Raw genomic sequence first — 17,323 nt, 5'->3', positions numbered from 1 at the left:
TCAGTTAAAAATTGCAAACCTGTAAGCCGGGTTTTGTATACTGACGGTTACCGTCAGTATCCTTATCATTTATCTGTTCCTGACGGTACCGTCAGGAATCAATCGATCTACCCACCCCGATGCTCCGATCAAGTCGAAGCAGAATCAGGTATTCATATCGGGGCCTATTTGATCTTTCAACTCGCAAGGTTTACCGTGCGTCCGAAATTACTTTACGGACCGGTGGGCTCTTACTCCACCTTTTCACTATCACCCCTTCCTGAAAATCCCGATAGCTATCGGGACAGGAGCGGGCTACTTGTTTTCTGTGGCACTTTCTGTTTTCCGTTGTTGAGACGGAACCCCTTGATTTTCTCAAGGTGCGATTCCTGAAGTTGCCCGGACTTTCCTCCCCCCGATAAATCGGAGAGCGATAAGGCAGTTTGCAACGCAAAGGTAAGCAAATTTCAGTGAATGTCTTTTCCGGTAAGCTTGTACTCGTATTGATCGGCCAACTGAGCAACCTCCTGAACCATAAATTTTATCTCCTCTTCAGAGGCAGCATCAGCCAGGCAAGTAGCCTCAACTTTCAAATGACCATCTTCGATCATGAATTTACTGTAGTCGAAATTGGCGTGTACCCGAAGTAATTCCTGTGCATCAATCCCGTTTACGGTATCGCTCACTTTTGAAATGAGTACCGCACGGGTTTTACCAGACACTTTACTTTTCTCAGTGTATGCCAATACAGTTTGAAACCGATTATCTTTCAAGGGAACAACAATGATGCATTTAACATCATCATACTCCGTAAATGTGCCACCAATCTGTTCGGCATATTTTTTAATAGTAGAGGTTAGGTTCATGGCTTGCTGATTTTAATAACCTTGAAGGTATAAAAACCAGCCGGAAAATGCAGGAGAGAAAATGTTTTTTTTAAAACTGAAGGACATTGAAGGATACATCTCCACCCGATAATTCAATGGCTGGGGCGGGCAGTTTAACCAGGTTTAGAATGTAGATGGCGGTGTTTAGTAGTTTTGAGCGTGACCGGATATGCGTCAGGTCAAAATCAAGCCCGATATAGAATTGCCGATTCGCACGGAAGCCGGCCATTTGATTTTGCTGGTCGGTGGCGTACACCATACCATCGGCTCCGTAACCGACCGCCAGGTTCAGCCATTTTGGAAACCGGATGAATTTGTCGGTATCAATAGACAGCCAATAGGTTTGACCATTATAATCTTTTACAAGTTCACTGATCAGCCCATTGCCAAGGGTATTATCATTTCGCAAGGCTGGGTAGGGTGTACGTTGAAAAGAAATTTTTGGATGCAACCTGACCTCATTCCACAAAACAGTTTGACCATGATAGAAAGCTGCCCCGCCTGCATTGGCTAGCACGTCAGTCGTGGAGGCACCATAATCGACAGAAAAGCCATCAAAGATTTCAATTGGCAGCAATATCAAGAATCCGGTAACCGATCCCCACAGGTGTGCTTTTTTTGTATTCACATCACACCACTGCAGGCTTTTGGATGTGGCCTGACTTAAATGAAATGCCGAATAGAAATGCCCGGCTTTATCAAGTTGTTTCCATTGTCTGCTGTCGTTGAAAAAGGTAAAAGATTGTTTGTCCGTGTTCTTATACCACAATTGATTCAATCCGACCATTGCAGCCGTGTAACCACTTCCGCCAATAATGATAAAAGATTTTAATCTTTTGGTGTTGGGTTGAGCAGGGATGCTGTCTGCCTGTGAAAAGCATGATGATACAAACAGCAACGCAACAGAAGTGACGAATGCCCTACTCGCCATCGTCTTCCTCTTTAGTTCCTTCGTCATTTAATTCCTCATCCTCTTCATCAGGAAGTGGTCGTCTGTTTTTTTCGCGACTAGATTTGAGCAAATCTTTAAATTCATTGAAACTTTGCGTGTGCATTAAGCTTACACCGGTAGTAATTATACTTTGGTTGTTAAAGGTATTAAGCAGTGGGTTAACATTTGTACGGCTGTACATCTTCACTTTGAATTTTCCATCAGGGGAAAGCAGGTAGTCCACTGTCCAGTCGCCAATGGCGGAGGCAACATCATTGCGTGTGTCCACACCCGCGGTTGGCTGTGCCTGATTACCGATGGTGCCATCGCGTGTGATGCGTAGCCGCCCATTCATAAACGTATATGACATACGCAACTGAAACGTGTTAAAGGCTTCCTGATCCATACTACCCAGGTCTACATCAATTTCCAGGTTCTCATCTACCTGGCTTAACCAATAGCTGAGTTGGTTGGAGAAGAGCTCACTCACACTGTTAACCAATGATCCGCTGGTGTTAAACGATTCGGGTGGAGAGAATCTTCTTAGCACGATCAAGCTGAATACCTGTCGTTTCAATTCCTGCTCATCGAGGCTGTTTTTGAAACGGGTAAACTCAAGGTCAAGGGCTACAGACCCTCGGTTCTCCACCGGAATTGATTTGGGAAGATCGCGTGAAGTGATATCAAAATTGATTAAAGGCGAAAGCATGGGGCCATCCAGTTTCAGTAGCACCTGAACAGGATATTTTCGTTTCACCTGCGGCACGTTCGCCAGTGTAGGATCATTTAAGATGGGGGCAAGGGAAGCCAGTTGGTTGTACGTGGCATCAATACGCATCGTGCCTTGATACGGATCGCCATACCAGGCAATTGAACTTCCGGGCTGAATCTGGAATTCTTTATTGATAATATCATACAAAGTAAAGTTGTACCAGCCTTCCGTAAATTCAATCGGCCCGAACATATTGAATTCGCCTTTCGTGTCGAGTTGAAGTTTTATTTTTCCATTTCCCCGTCCGCGGATGATATCACCTGCTTTTAAGTCGAAAATAATTTCACAATAGGCATCAGGTGTAACATCCAGATTAAAGTCAATGGTAACGCCAGTGAGTTTTATTTTTCTGGCTTCGTCAATGTTTTGAGAAACCTGGTAGGTTGAATCTTTAAAATTGACAAAGTTGATATAGTCTTTTTGTTCCACGGATGAACTTCCGCTGATGGGAATGTACATGCGTGTATTTTTTCGTGTGGATGCCGTTGCGCTGATAACCAGGTTATCAATCGGACCTCTGAAGTTTACGGTGCCTGAGGCATACGCCTGGCCGTAGAACAGTGAATTATCTTTTGCTGTTGTATTAAGCACCTGAAAATCATCAAACTGACCATTCAGGGCAATTCGCATATTTTTGAAGTTCTCATGGGTTATCGCCCCGCTCAACTTTCCTTTATTGCGGAGGGCATCCGTCAACTCAATTTCTTTGAAATAGATCGAGCTGGGGGTTAATCCCAATATACCTTTAAATTGATATACTGTTTTAAGGTAATTGATCATCATGGCACCATTTTCCAACTGTCCCTCGCCATTGAGCAATGGTTCTGCCAGCGTGCCTGAAACTTTGTAATCTCCTGTAAGCGTGCCTTGAAACTGACTGAAGATATCGTCAATGAAAGGTTCAAAAATTCTAAGATTAGCTTTGTTGAATGTAGCGGTAATGGAAAGGGGACTTTTCTTGTCGGTCGGATTGTAGAAGCCCCTGCAATTTACAATGCGGTTCTCCAGCCTGTCAATAAAGAATTCGAGATTAAAAATGCGTTTAACCGGATCCCACACGTTGTTGCCGGTAATGTTTCCAAAAAGAAAATCATCTACCAACAGATGTTTAACCGAAAGTGTGTTCTGTATATTTTGTTGCTTGTAAAAATTATTAAGGACAACAACTGAATTTAACTCACCCTCCAGCTGACGGATGATTAATGGGTTTATGGTGGTCAGATCGAAATTGGAAACCGAAAGCGTGAGCTGTTTGGATGAGTCGGCAGAAATTCTTCCATTTAATGTAATCGCTTGTTGAAGTTGTGTAAAACCAAAATTGTTGAAACGCCACTCTTTGCCTGAAATTTTTATGCTGTTATTCGGAATGACCTCCCATTTTTTTTCAAGCATGCTGATGGTGGAAGGGAGCAGTTGAATTCGTGTACTGTCATGAAAATCGATGATGCCTGAAAGGTCAATGCGGTTTGTTGTTTCTTGTTGTGCAATGCTGAGGTCTACGTCCATGTGGCTTTTATCCCACACCACCTCGCTGTATAAGTTACGGGTTTTAAGCCGCCCGATCTCCTGTTTGTTTGAAAATAGGTAGACCATGGCCAGGGCCTCGGTGCTGTCAGCGTCTTTGGAGGCGTGAAGGTCGAACTCGGTTTGGTAAAGAAAATTGTTGCCATATCGGATCGTGTCAATTTCAGTGAATGCTTGTACAGATGAGACTGGCCCGTTCAAAAATCTGCCTTCAATAAATGTATTTTTACTTACATCCAGATCAACGTTCAGTAACGTCATAATGGGTTTAATTTCCTTTATCGTAACCGTAAAATCGGCCGCATAGCGTTCAGGTATGTTTCTTTTCTGACTGTAGTATTGTGTTATGGCTTCATCATCGTTTTTAATGTTAAGTTGAAATTCTTTTATTAGTTGCGGAATATCCTTGAACAACCGCGATAAATAGAAGTTACCGGTTACGTTGGCATCAACGAGATTCGATCGTACTTTAACCTGACGTTGATTATTCGAATTTTTACTTTCAAGCCCAATCTCGTCAAGTGATAACTGTTGATCTTCGAATTGAACAAAAAGATCATTCAAGTCAGCTTTCCCAACAAGGCTGTCCAACGAAAATCCCTGGATGTCAACATCCAGCGTACTGCTTAAGAGAAGTTCTTTTTTCGTTAAGTAAAGTTTATGCAAGTAAGCCGTGTCCAGTTTTCCGGTAAGTTTAATCTCATTGATTTTATTCCGGAGATCGATTGACCCAGTCGCACGAAATTCAAGGTTAGGATCATTGATTTCAATTTTGCCACTAAAAAATTCAGCCGCAAAGCGTGCATTGGTTTTAATGTTGCTATACGTGTAATTGCGAATGCCCAATGATTCAACGGTGCCATCCAATTTAAAATCTGCAGTACTTTGGGTTAAACCTTTACCGCTGATTCTTCCATTCATGCTAACAGCCTGAAAGTTCAGGGTGTCATCGAGATACTTGCCGAGGTTAAAGTTGATGAGTTTAAGTTTACCCGCATAACTTGACCGATCAACTACTTGCTCATCTACTTTGAAGTTGATATCTGAAATGATGGTACCGATTTCACTGGAGAAAGTTCCGTTGGCTACAAAGTCTGTAGGGAAGCCAAGAAACTCGCCATAAACATTTAGTCGGCCAAGCGGTTGTAATCGTTTTGTTATTTTGTCATCGAACAGAAATCCAAGATCTGTGAAGCTTACCTGTGATTGTTTCAGGTTGAGTAAAATGAATGTTTCATTGATATCGGGCAGACCATCCATTTCAAGAGAGCCTTTCAGGTGAGTCTGGCTCCCCGCCCGGATATCCATATCGCTAAAACGGAAGCGATTTATTTTGCCTTTAAAAATTCCACTAACTGAAACCGGTTGCGACATGTTAGGCGGGAGGGGAGCGAAAACAGCAAGATCTTTTGGGTGTATAACCGTGTTGGTTAACGATGCAAATACATTTACCTGGTTTAGGAAGTCACCCAGGTCGCGTTGACTGGAATATTCAAACCGAACCGTATCGGATATTATACTTTCACCAGCTCGTGCCTTAATGCCCAAGAATTCCATCGATTGTTGGGATATCCGGTAGAATGTTGACAGCTCATGAATGGTGAAGTCATGTTTTGTTTCTGTGGCTGTTAAGCTTCTGACATTGAATTGGATCGTGTCACCTTGAATAAGAAAGTTTTGAAGCTCAATATCCGGTGCATCAATTGCAAAGTGATTCGGATCAAACCTTCGCGCCAGTGTATCGCGATCCGTGTTATATGTAAAAAGCGTGTTGGTAAGAATTGCTTCTCCTATCGAAATCACTCCGCCTCCACCACCTTTGCCGGAACCGGACATTTTATTTACCCCCTTCACAAAAACATTGATGTTCAGGTTGCGGCTTGTATCCGTTTCGGCAATCGTTTTAAAATTTACCTGAACACCATTCATGATTACTGCATCCAGGCTGATGTTTTTATCCTGAAATAAATCAGTGAACCGGTAATTCAGCCGAAGTTCCTCGACTCCAATCATGGTATTCCCTTCAGGGTCAACAATGGTCACACCTTCCATGTATATGCGATCGAACCAGTTTATGTCAATCCGCTCAACGCTGGATTTGAATCCCGTAACCTGGGAGAGTCTTTTAAGGAAGCGATTGGATAAGCTGCCTTGAACAGCCGGTATTTGAATAATAAAGAAGGAGGATATAATCAGAATTAAAAAAATGTACAATCCGTAAAGCGTTATGCTTTTCAGCCAATACAATATCCGATTTTTGATAACTTGCAGGTTCATGTTTCAACCCGTAGGTCCCGTCATACTTGCCATTGAATCATCGTGCGATGAAACATCTGCCGCGTTAATTAGAAACGGCAAGGTACTCAATAATATTATCGCTACACAGGCAGTGCATCAGAAATATGGGGGGGTGGTGCCTGAACTCGCATCACGTGCACACCAACGAAATATCGTTATGGTGGTTGAGGAGGCGCTGACTTCGGCTGGTGTATCTTTGGCTGAGATAGATGCCCTGGCATTTACCCGTGGGCCGGGGTTAATGGGTTCTTTACTGGTGGGTGTTTCTTTTGTGAAGGGCTTTGCGCTTGCACTGAATAAACCCCTGATAGAAGTAAACCACATGCGGGCTCACGTGTTGTCGCACTTTATCGATGAACCTAAACCAGCCTTTCCGTTCCTGTGTTTAACGGTAAGTGGCGGGCACACACAGTTGATTGTAGTGAAGGACTATCTGGATATGGAAGTAATAGGTGAAACGCAAGATGATGCTGTAGGGGAGGCCTTTGACAAAGCAGCAAAAATTATGGGGTTGCCTTATCCCGGTGGGCCGTTAATCGATAAATATGCACAGTCTGGAAATCCAAAAGCATATGCATTTTCTAAAACAAGTATGCCTGGCCTTGATTTTTCATTCAGCGGTATTAAAACAGCATTTCTGTATTTCATTCGTGATGAGCGCAAAAAGAACCCAGCTTTTGTTGAAGAAAACCTGAACGACATTTGTGCCAGCATTCAGCATCACTTGGTTACCATGCTTACGGAAAAGCTGGTACAGGCCAGCGAAGAAACAGGCATTAAACAAATTGCAATAGCGGGTGGTGTTTCAGCTAACTCTGGGCTAAGGAATGCATTAAAAGAACTGGCCGTGAATAATAATTGGGATTTGTTTATACCCGCGTTTGAATATTGCACAGATAATGCAGGCATGATTGCCATGGCTGCTCATTATCAATATCAAAAGGGAATATTCAGTACCTTGGAAGTTTCACCATTAGCCCGAATGCCCATTTAGTATGAAACAGATTTTTAAACCGGGTGATCAGAAAATCTATGAGCGTGTTGTTCAGGAGGGTGACATGGCAGCTTTCCATGGTGAGGTTGTGCATCCTGTTTGCTCAACGTTTGCATTGGCCCGCGACATTGAATGGTCTACCCGATTGTTTGTATTGGACATGCGGGAAGACGATGAAGAGGGTATCGGAACATTTTTGAGTGTGGAGCATAAATCTCCGGCATTCGTTAATGAAAAGCTTACCATTGAAGCAACAGTTGATCGCATTACTGGACATGAATTGATTTGCTCGTATATTGCCCGGGTTGGAGAACGGGTTGTAGCTACAGGTAAAACCGGGCAAAAAATTTTGAAACGGGAAAAAATTGCACGATTGTTTCAGCAATAGGTAACATGGCAAAGCGGTTTACAAATGATATTAACATACGGAACAAGCGCGCAGGCTTTGAGTTTGAGTTGCTGGATAAATACATTGCCGGCCTGGTATTAAAAGGAACGGAAATAAAATCCATTAAAGAAGGAAAGGTTAACCTACAGGATGGCTATTGTTACTTCAATAATGGCGAGCTGTTTGTAAAGGCAATTAACATTACCCCTTACGCACAAGGCACACATTATAATCACGAAGCCGGGCGAGAACGCAAACTGTTATTGAAGCGCACGGAACTTCGTAAATTGGAAGCCAAGGTTTCAGAAAAAGGATTGACGTTGGTTCCGGTCCGACTTTTTATTAATGATCGTGGCTTTGCTAAATTGGAGATTGCGCTTGCAAGAGGTAAGAAGGTACACGATAAGCGCGACAGCATTAAAGAGCGCGATATAAAACGGGAACTAAGCAGGGTTAAATTTTAATGGTGAATAACGGACTACCAGAATTCGGAGTATGCAGGCTGAGCATAGTGCCCATGCGGGCAGAACCTTCTCATCGCGCTGAGCAGGTTTCGCAATTGCTATTTGGGGATCATTATGAAGTGCATGAAATAAGCAAAGACAAACGCTGGCTTCGTATTCACATGTATTACGATCAGTGTGAAGGATGGATTGACTTTCGTCAGCATCATCCGATATCCAGGGAATACTATGATTACATCAACCGTGCTGATTTTAAGATTACCACGGATCCATCCTCTACCATTTTATACAACAAAAGTCCGTTGATGATTTTAATGGGAAGCATCATTCCCATCTCCGGTTCAGAGTTGTTTAAGATGGAGGAACAGTTTGCGTTTAATGGTGATTCAAAAAGCCTGGGTGTAAAACGCGAAGCTGATTACCTGAAAACGATCGCCATGAAATACCTAAACGCTCCCTATCAATGGGGTGGTAAATCATTGTTTGGTATTGATGATGCCGGATTGGTGCAGATGATCTTTAAGATTAGCGGGTATCGTTTAGGACGAACTGTTGCTGAGCAGGCCCGGTATGGAAAATCAGTGGCCAGCCTGGCAGATGCACAGCCCGGAGATTTAATTTTTTTGAATTCCGGAAAGGGAGAGCCAAATCATGTGGGTATATACCTGGAAAATGAACGGATCATTCATGCCTCGGGCAAAGTCAGAATTGACCACATCAATGAGGAGGGAATTTTAAACCTCGATACCAAAGTTTATACGCACAGCCTTAGGGAAATCCGTAGGGTTTTAGCTGAATAATTCTACCTGCTTTCAGCCATCCTGAGCTGCATCCGTCTTGCATCCTAAACAGAATGCACCTAAATTACCTGCATGAATAGCCGGGTTTTGGTACTTAATCAGGATTTTAGCCCGTTAATGGTTTGCTCCGTTCAACGCGCTTTTGTGCTGGTATACCTGAACAAAAGCGAAATGATACGACCCGCCAACGGGCATAAACTGCATTCGGTAACCCAAAGTTTTCCCATGCCTTCCGTTATTCGCCTAAACCGGTATGTTCGGGCCCCTTATAAGGGTGTGGCGCTTACGCGGCAAAATATTTTCAAGCGCGATAATTTTGAGTGCCAGTATTGTGGCACAAAAAGAGAACTTACGTTAGATCACATCATTCCGAGTTCAAAAGGCGGGCAGCACACCTGGGTAAACCTGGTGACTGCCTGTAAAAGTTGTAACGCGAAGAAAGGCGACTTTACCCCGGAGGAGGCCGGTATGCCGTTACGCAAAAAGCCACACAAACCTTCGTACTCGCTTTTCCTTCGCGAGCTCTCTACCCATCATGGAAATGAGTGGGATGAGTTTTTAGGGTGATTTAGAATCGCAGCGTAAACACCGTCTTTACATCTGGCTCCGATTCAACTGAAATGGAGCCGTTGTGCATTTGCATAATCTGCCGCGACAGGCTCAGGCCAATACCTGAGCCTGTGCGTTTGGTGGAGTAAAATGGCACAAATATCTTTTCAATCGCTTCTTTAATGATGCCCGCTCCGTTGTCGATTACTTCAATTTTCACAGAGCTCTCATCGTAAAGGCCGCGAAGTTCAAGAGTCGGATTTTTTGTTTCAGCCAATGCTTCTACCGCATTTTTCAATAAATTAATCAATACCTGCTCAATCATTTCCTCATCGGCCTGTATCGTCAAGTATTCGGAGGAGCACGTGTATGAAAAATTAATGTTGTGCTTCTTGATATCGGGCTTCATTAAGGTTGCCACCTTTTCGATGATGTCCTTCAGTCGAATGGATTTTAATTTCGGCTTTGGCAACGAAGTATATTCGCGATAAGCATCGATAAATTTTATAAGGCCTTTACTTCTGTTCTCAATGGTGTTCAGTCCTTCCTTTAAATCTTCTGCACCTTCAGTTTTTAATTCGTAGTGCCCATCTTTTTTTTGAAGATCGTATTCCAATACATCTTTAAGGGTAGAAGTGAGCGAGGAAATGGGTGTAATGGAATTCATGATTTCATGACGCAACACGCGCGTAAGATTTTGCCAGGCTTCAAGTTCCTGCTTTTGTAATTCCGGTTGAATGTTTTGTAAGGTAATCAGCCTTACATCGTTTCCGCGGATGCGAAGTTCAGTGGCTTGAATGGTTAAGTATAATTCATTGCCACCTTTGAACAACGTACTTTTTCCGGCTTCTGTTTCTACGATGGATTGATAGAGCTTAGGATTTATTTCTTTCAGGTCATGAATTTTTTTAATCGCTTGTATATTCATGAACTTTCGTGCGTTCGCATTGATTAGCTGAATGTTTCCCTCCGCATCGTAAGAAAGTAGCCCGGTGCGTACTTGTTGAACGATGGTGTTCAGGTATTGCCAATGCTCTTCTTTTTCTGAGCGTGCTCTGCGAAATGCTTCCAATACTTCATTGAAGGCAAGGTTAAGGTCTTTAAAACTTCTTCCGAGTTTATGATCGGCTGTAAAGCCAGAAATAAAATCGGAATATTTAACCGATTCGAGAAAACGGGTAAGCTTTCGGTTGGTTTGACTCACAAAACGAAAGAGCTCCACCAGTTGAAGAATGATAATCACGAAAGTGAGTATAGCCGCGAAAATCATATTTTCGTTTCCGAGCATGTATACAAACAGGCCCATGCTCAATCCGATCAGGATTACACGCAGAATGACGCGGGAACGAAAGTCGCTGAATACGTTATTCACAGGTTATGATGTATGTAAAAGTAAAGTTTCAATCCTCAACTTTATAGGTTGATCCTGAAACTTTTATGCCTAGAGCCCATGTTTTTCAAGTCTTCTGTATAGAGATGATCGGGTAAGCCCAAGTTCGGCAGCGGCCTGTGTAATGTTGCCGTTGTATTTTTTGAGCACTTTGCGGATCAGGAGTTTTTCCACTTCTTCCAGGTTGTACTGCTCCAAACTTAATTGCCCGTCTTCTTTCGGCCCTGAGGTTGACAGGTTAAAGTCTTCGGGCTGAAGAACCGGATTATTGCTGAGAATCACAGCGCGTTCAATTGCATGTTGCAGTTCCCGAATATTTCCGGGCCACGGATGTTTGTGCATCCGCACCGCGGCAGCATCACTTATTTTGCTGACTGTTTTGTTGTACTTCTCCGCGTAGTATTTTAAAAAGTGGTTCGCCAGTAACGGAATGTCTTCCAGGCGTTCGCGTAACGGAGGAATTTCAATTTCAATGGTGTTGATACGATAAAGTAGATCCTGCCGAAAGCGATTTTCTTTTACCATATCATACAGCGGCATGTTGGTGGCAGAAATCAGGCGAATATTAATTGGTGTCTCTTTATTTGCCCCCACACGACTAACCCTTCGGTTTTGAAGTACGGTTAACAACTTGGCTTGCAGGGGCATGGAGAGGTTTCCAATCTCATCTAAAAACAACGTGCCACCATTAGCCAGTTCAAATCTACCCGCGCGATCTTCTTTGGCATCGGTGAATGCGCCTTTTTTATGACCGAAAAGTTCGCTCTCAAAGAGTGTTTCGGTAATGGAACCTAAATCTACGCCAACAAAATTTTCGTGTGAGCGGGAGGAGTTTCTGTGAATGGCACGGGCAATCAATTCTTTACCGGTGCCGTTCTCACCCAATATCAAAACATTGGCATCCGTTTGTGCAACACGGTCAATGGTTTGAAAGATGCGTTGCATGGTTGTGCTTTGTCCGATGATTTCACTGAAGCGCTTGTTAAGCTCCTGGTTGATTTCCTGATTCTTGAATTTCAGGGTTTCAATCTGGTCGCGCGACTCGCGAAGCCGCATAGAGGAATAAAGCGTAGCCAGTAGCTTTTCATTTTCCCAAGGCTTCAGCACAAAATCAGTTGCACCCGCTTTGATCGCTTTAACGGCCATCTGCACATCGCCATAGGCCGTTATTAGAACCACAACGGCTGAAGGATCAAGCTCCAGAATCTTACCTAACCAATAGTACCCCTCGCTGCCACTACTCACATCTTTGGTGAAGTTCATGTCGAGCAGAATCACATCGTAATCTTCGTTATTCATTAAAGCCGGTATGGCCTCGGGGTTTTTCTCTATATCTACCTGTGCAAAATGTCTTTTTAAAAACATTTTGGCGGCTTTCAACAGGTCTTCGTTATCGTCAACAATCAGAATTTTGCCGTGCTTTTGTTCCATAGTCGATCAGTCTTTGTCCGGTAATGGTGCACACTTGGCAAAGTTGATACCGGATATGTGTTTCATGCAGATTTGGGCAATTTCGAAGAATAGGACCTGCAAATATAAAAGATAATGTCCGCATGCGGACAGACTCGTTCACATGTGAACGTAAAATAGGGCAGAATAAGGGCTTAATACGGGTTAATGACCAGTTTATGGCACTTGGCACACTTGTTGGCAACAGGCTGGTGTACTTTAATTTTTTGCATTGATGGATCGTCAGATTAAAAAGAAGACCTGGACATTAAAAAAGATAGCCACCTATGGCGGCATTGCCCTGTTTGTTGTATTTGTTGGATACCAATTATTGTTTGCCGACAGACGATCAACGCTGAAAGTTGAACGTGATAAAGTAACGATTTCTACTGTGAGCAATGGTGTATTTCAGGAGTTTATCCCTCAAACCGGAACAGTTGAGCCAAGCCGTACCGTATACCTTGATGCCGTTGAGGGTGGAACAATTAAAGCGGTTGTGGCTGAGAGTGGAGCCATGCTAAAAAAAGGAGATATAATTCTTGAATTAAGCAACCTTAACCGTGAATTGACAGTCTTGCAACAGGAAGCGCAATTGAACGAAAGTATTACCCGGCAGCGGGATACCCGTTTAGCGATTACGCGAAATGACCTGGAACAACGGCAAACGCTGGCGTTGATTGATAATCAATTACAGATTCTTGAGCCTCAGTATTTCAGGCAAAAGCAACTGTTTGAAAAGAAATTAATTTCAAAGCAGGAGTTTGAAAGAACTGAAGCAGACTATAAATACAACCTGGAACGCAGACGGATCACTTATGAAGTATATAAAAATGACTCCCTTGATCGGATCAGGCAATTGCGTGAACTTACTTTCCGTGAGCAAAAAATGACAGAAAGTTTGGAAGGCGTAAGCAAAATATTGGATAACCTGATTATTCGGGCACCCATTGATGGGCAACTTACGCGACCACAGCTTGACGCAGGCCAAAGTGTAAACCCGGGCCAGCGTTTAGGCCAGGTAGATGTGGTGGGTAGTTATAAAGTGCGTGTTGAAATTGATGAGATTTACTTGCCCCGCATTACAGAAGGGTTGAAAGGCACAACCAGTTTTGCGAATAACAACTATGAATTGGCGATAACGTATGTGTACCCCAACGTTACCAATGGAAGATTTCCGGTTGATATGAACTTTGTAGGAGAGACTCCTCAGGGTATCCGAAGAGGTTTGTCGTTGCGTTTGCGAATAGAACTGGGTCAATCATCGGAGGAATTATTGTTGCCGGTAGGTGGCTTTTATAAGGATACCGGTGGAAACTGGGTATATGTTTTGGAAGCTGACGGTAACCGGGCGGTTAAACGCAGCGTCAAACTGGGCAGAAAGAACACCGAGCACTTTGAAGTAATTGAAGGACTGCAACCAGGCGACCGTGTAATAACTTCATCGTATGAGAATTTTGGAAACAATGAGGTGCTGATTTTGAACTAAAAATCGAAAACATGTAACCTTTTGAAATAAAACGAGTAAGAGAAAACTAAATCCATATTTAAAACATCCTAACACTGAAAATAACCAAGCCATGATTAAACTAAAAAATCTTGAAAAAGTATACACTACCGAAGAGGTAGAGACTACTGCCCTGAGCAATATTAACCTGGAGATTAAAGATGGCGAGTTTGTAGCCATCATGGGCCCTTCCGGTTGCGGTAAATCAACCTTATTGAATATTCTGGGCTTGCTGGATAACCCCAGCAACGGAGAATACCATTTCGGTGAGCACGAAGTAGCCAAATACTCTGAGCGTCAGCGGGCACAGTTGCGTAAAGGTTCAATTGGTTTTGTATTTCAAAGCTTTAACCTCATTGATGAACTAACTGTGTTTGAAAACGTTGAGCTTCCATTGTTGTATATGAAAGTACCTGCAGCTGAGCGGAAGCAACGCGTAGAGGAAGTATTGGAGCGCATGAACATTATGCACCGGAAAAATCACTTCCCACAGCAACTTTCAGGTGGTCAGCAACAGCGTGTGGCTATTTCGCGTGCCATTGTAGCAAAGCCAAAAGTAATTCTGGCCGATGAACCTACTGGTAACCTGGATTCAGCTAATGGCGAAGAAGTAATGAAGCTTCTTTCTCAATTAAATGAAGAGGGAACAACCATCATCATGGTAACACACTCACCTTACGATGCCAACTACGCGCACCGCATTGTTAACCTGTTTGACGGTAAAGTGGTTACAGAGAACATCAAAGAACAATTTCATATATAGTCTCATAGGTTTAGGTTGTTTATTAAAAAGTCCGGACGATAGTTCGGACTTTTTTTATTTACCGAACACAGGGCTGTGCGAAAGTGAACAACTTACTTTTGTTAAACCTGTATTGAACGCTGGTAATGCGAAAAATTTCTTTGGCATTTCTTTGGCAGACATGCAACCTGTTTAGCCACAATTCAGTCTTATAGCGTAAACCATCTACCCTCGCATGATCAAAAATTATTTACTCATTACTTTCCGCAGCATGATGAAGAGCAAACTGTACATCTTCATCAATATACTAGGCATGGCTATTTCTATAGCCTGTTGCATTACCGCATATTATAACTGGGATTTCAACGCAAGTTTCGATAGCCACCATAAGCAGGCATCCGAAATCTATCGGGTAAATTCCATCCGGAGTTTCCAGGGACAGGCTACAGAATTCGGCCATGTTCCGGTACCATTAGGGGCAGTGGCGCGTGAAAACATTAAAGACGTAAAGGCCTTAACACGCTATTCGGGTACGTACGCTGAATTTAAAATTGAAGATGAGATTTTTGATTCCAACATGTCGTATGTCGATCCTGACTTTTTTGACATGTTTACCTACGAATTTCTATCAGGTTCACCATCTACAATTAAAAATAAAACCAGCGTATTGATTAGTGATGAACTTGCTCTTCGGTTATTTGGTGGCACGGATGTGCTCGGTAAGACCCTTACCCATATTTTGGGCGATGGGAAAACAAAGGAATATGAAATAGCAGCAGTTTACAAAACATCACCTATTAACACCAGCTTTAACGACCACGCTTTTGCTTTGTATGATAATTACTGGGATGTGGCTCCGGATCTACAACAAGGACTAAATTGGTATTACCGGAATACCTTGTTTTTGCAAATACCGGACCCAGCCCGCATTTCAAGTATTGAAACACAGCTTAAGCCATTCATAGAAAATAACAATAAGGTCAGGGAGGATTTCGTCATCACAGCATTCAAACTTGATTCATTTGTAGGTATGGCTGTTCGCGATACGTATTCCGAACGTCCAGGCTCCTGGACACGTGATGCTTCTCCTATAGCTGCGGTGGTAGGCGTTGCCGTTATGGGAATATTTGTGCTGTTGATTGCCTGCTTTAACCTCACCAATACATCCATCGCCATTTCATCCAGAAGGTTAAAGGAGATTGGCATCAGAAAAGTGATGGGCAGTATGCGCGCACAGCTCATCGTTCAATTTATTGGCGAAACCATGTTGGTTTGCTTTATCTCCCTGGTCTTTGGTATGTTGATAGCTGATTTCCTGTTGATTCCGGCCTTCAATTCACTCTGGCCATACATGAAGCTCACCACCAATTATTTTGGTGAGCCCGATTTTCTCTTTGTCATGATAGGCATACTGGCCTTTACCGGCTTATTGGCCGGAAGTTATCCTGCATTTTATATCAGCAAGTTTCAACCCACTACCATATTAAAAGGCAAACTGAAGTTTGGTGGAACAAATTATTTTACCCGGGTATTATTAACCCTCCAATTTGCTATTTCATTAGTCGGTATTGTGTGCAGTATTGCGTTTACCGAGAATGCCAAATACCAGCGCGATTTCGACCTGGGATTTAAGCAGAAGGAAGTACTGTTCACGTGGATCAACGGTGAAGCCGAGTTTAACGCTTTACGCGATATCATGCTTCAACATCCGGATGTAATTTCAGTGGCTGGGTCAGAGCATCACATTTTTGCCAGCATGTATAATGATCCCATCCGGCATGAAACAACTGAGATTGAAGTGGATATTATGCACGTAGGTACGGATTACCTCAAAACTGCAGGGCTTATATTAAAGAGTGGCCGCGACTTTGAACGAGATTCTGAAACCGACAAGAAGGAGTCGGTAATCATTACGGAAAAATTGGCGGCAAAGTTTGGCTGGGATCAACCGTTGGGTAAAGAAGTGGTGTGGATGGACACGGTTAAGTTGTATGTGGTTGGAGTAGTGAAAGATGTGTACACAAATGGGTTGTGGCGTGAGCATGAACCACTAATGATCCGTTATGGTGGCCCTGAAAAGTATCGCCACTTGTTGGTAAGCGCACCTTCCGATAAAATCGTGGCTGTAAATGAATACATGGAGGAGCGATGGAAGGAAGTTTATCCAAATCGCAAGTTTGCCAGCCGTTTTATGGACGATGAGAATGTCGAGGCCATTACCGTCAATACAAATATTGTGAAGATGTTTGTGTTTCTGGGAATCGTTGCCGTGTTGTTGTCAATTACCGGATTGTTTACACTGGTATCGTTAAACATCATTAAACGCATGAAAGAAATTGGAGTACGTAAAGTATTGGGTGCTTCCATTTCAAATATTTCGCGTGTTATCAATACGGAGTTCGCCATTATTTTGATTATTGCCTGTGGGCTGGGTGTTGCCGGTGGATATTATATGTCTGGCATGTTGATGAGCAGCATCTGGAAATTTTATCAAAATGCTACAGTAACCACCATGATCATTTCGTCTTTGATTATTCTGGTGGCTTCAGCACTTACGGTGGGCATGAAAACCTACAATACCGCCCGGATGAATCCGGTTAATGTATTGCGCGATGAGTAATTAAGATGAAAATTTTAAAGATTCTACGTCTT

13 protein-coding genes and 1 other RNA gene are annotated in these 17,323 nt (G+C 43.0%); 8 read left to right on the top strand and 6 right to left on the bottom strand.

Annotated elements, in window-relative coordinates; genetic code table 11:
- Positions 1 to 6: 6 nt before the first annotated feature.
- The 4 genes from rnpB to QY309_10950 form a co-directional block, all read right to left on the bottom strand.
- Positions 7 to 429, bottom strand: an RNA gene (rnpB, locus tag QY309_10965) — RNase P RNA component class A.
- Between the two features lie 17 nt (positions 430 to 446).
- Positions 447 to 845: a hypothetical protein gene (locus QY309_10960; GenBank protein WKZ58390.1), complete on the bottom strand. Its 399-nt coding sequence runs from the start codon at positions 843 to 845 to the stop codon at positions 447 to 449.
- A gap of 70 nt (positions 846 to 915) precedes the next feature.
- The gene (locus QY309_10955) at positions 916 to 1,797 is read right to left on the bottom strand and encodes a DUF2279 domain-containing protein (GenBank protein WKZ58389.1); all 882 of its coding nucleotides are present in this window, start codon (positions 1,795 to 1,797) and stop codon (positions 916 to 918) included.
- Positions 1,787 to 6,370, bottom strand: coding sequence for a translocation/assembly module TamB domain-containing protein (locus tag QY309_10950; GenBank protein WKZ58388.1), 4,584 nt, complete (start codon positions 6,368 to 6,370; stop codon positions 1,787 to 1,789). Before QY309_10950 ends, QY309_10955 begins: the two co-directional genes overlap by 11 nt.
- On the opposite strand from QY309_10950, the gene tsaD reads away from it, so the two are divergent.
- From tsaD to QY309_10925, 5 genes are all read left to right on the top strand, one after another.
- The gene (tsaD, locus tag QY309_10945) at positions 6,369 to 7,385 is read left to right on the top strand and encodes a tRNA (adenosine(37)-N6)-threonylcarbamoyltransferase complex transferase subunit TsaD (GenBank protein WKZ58387.1); all 1,017 of its coding nucleotides are present in this window, start codon (positions 6,369 to 6,371) and stop codon (positions 7,383 to 7,385) included. The two genes, QY309_10950 and tsaD, sit on opposite strands and share 2 nt — an antisense overlap.
- Position 7,386: 1 nt before the next feature.
- A complete protein-coding gene (locus QY309_10940) occupies positions 7,387 to 7,773 on the top strand; it encodes a hypothetical protein (GenBank protein ID WKZ58386.1) in 387 nt (128 codons plus the stop codon).
- A 5-nt stretch (positions 7,774 to 7,778) separates the two neighbouring features.
- A complete protein-coding gene (gene smpB, locus QY309_10935) occupies positions 7,779 to 8,237 on the top strand; it encodes an SsrA-binding protein SmpB (GenBank protein ID WKZ58385.1) in 459 nt (152 codons plus the stop codon).
- Positions 8,237 to 9,037, top strand: coding sequence for a C40 family peptidase (locus QY309_10930; protein WKZ58384.1), 801 nt, complete (start codon positions 8,237 to 8,239; stop codon positions 9,035 to 9,037). The genes smpB and QY309_10930 overlap by 1 nt, the downstream gene beginning before the upstream one ends.
- A gap of 72 nt (positions 9,038 to 9,109) precedes the next feature.
- A complete protein-coding gene (locus QY309_10925) occupies positions 9,110 to 9,604 on the top strand; it encodes an HNH endonuclease (GenBank protein WKZ58383.1) in 495 nt (164 codons plus the stop codon).
- 1 nt (position 9,605) lies between these two features.
- Here the strand turns inward: QY309_10925 and QY309_10920 are convergent, their stop codons facing one another.
- Together QY309_10920 and QY309_10915 are read right to left on the bottom strand one after the other, a co-directional pair.
- Entirely contained in the window at positions 9,606 to 10,958 is a 1,353-nt protein-coding gene (locus QY309_10920) for an ATP-binding protein (GenBank protein ID WKZ58382.1), read from the bottom strand.
- Positions 10,959 to 11,027: 69 nt separating this feature from the next.
- Positions 11,028 to 12,407 carry a sigma-54 dependent transcriptional regulator gene (locus tag QY309_10915; GenBank protein ID WKZ58381.1) on the bottom strand — a complete coding sequence of 460 codons (1,380 nt, stop codon included), beginning with the start codon at positions 12,405 to 12,407 and terminating at the stop codon, positions 11,028 to 11,030.
- 253 nt (positions 12,408 to 12,660) lie between these two features.
- Here QY309_10915 and QY309_10910 point away from each other — a divergent pair, with 253 nt between their 5' ends.
- The 3 genes from QY309_10910 (at position 12,661) to QY309_10900 (ending at position 17,291) form a co-directional block, all read left to right on the top strand.
- Positions 12,661 to 13,911 carry an HlyD family efflux transporter periplasmic adaptor subunit gene (locus tag QY309_10910; GenBank protein WKZ58380.1) on the top strand — a complete coding sequence of 417 codons (1,251 nt, stop codon included), beginning with the start codon at positions 12,661 to 12,663 and terminating at the stop codon, positions 13,909 to 13,911.
- 91 nt (positions 13,912 to 14,002) lie between these two features.
- A complete protein-coding gene (locus QY309_10905; protein WKZ58379.1) occupies positions 14,003 to 14,692 on the top strand; it encodes an ABC transporter ATP-binding protein in 690 nt (229 codons plus the stop codon).
- A 214-nt stretch (positions 14,693 to 14,906) separates the two neighbouring features.
- Positions 14,907 to 17,291 (top strand): ABC transporter permease, encoded by a 2,385-nt coding sequence (locus QY309_10900; GenBank protein WKZ58378.1) that lies wholly within the window; start codon positions 14,907 to 14,909, stop codon positions 17,289 to 17,291.
- Positions 17,292 to 17,323: the final 32 nt, after the last annotated feature.

This window comes from Cyclobacteriaceae bacterium (genome assembly GCA_030584025.1).
Lineage (GTDB): Bacteria > Bacteroidota > Bacteroidia > Cytophagales > Cyclobacteriaceae > UBA2336.
Note: the sequence above shows the minus strand (reverse complement) of the source record. Positions and strands in the feature narration are given on the sequence as shown.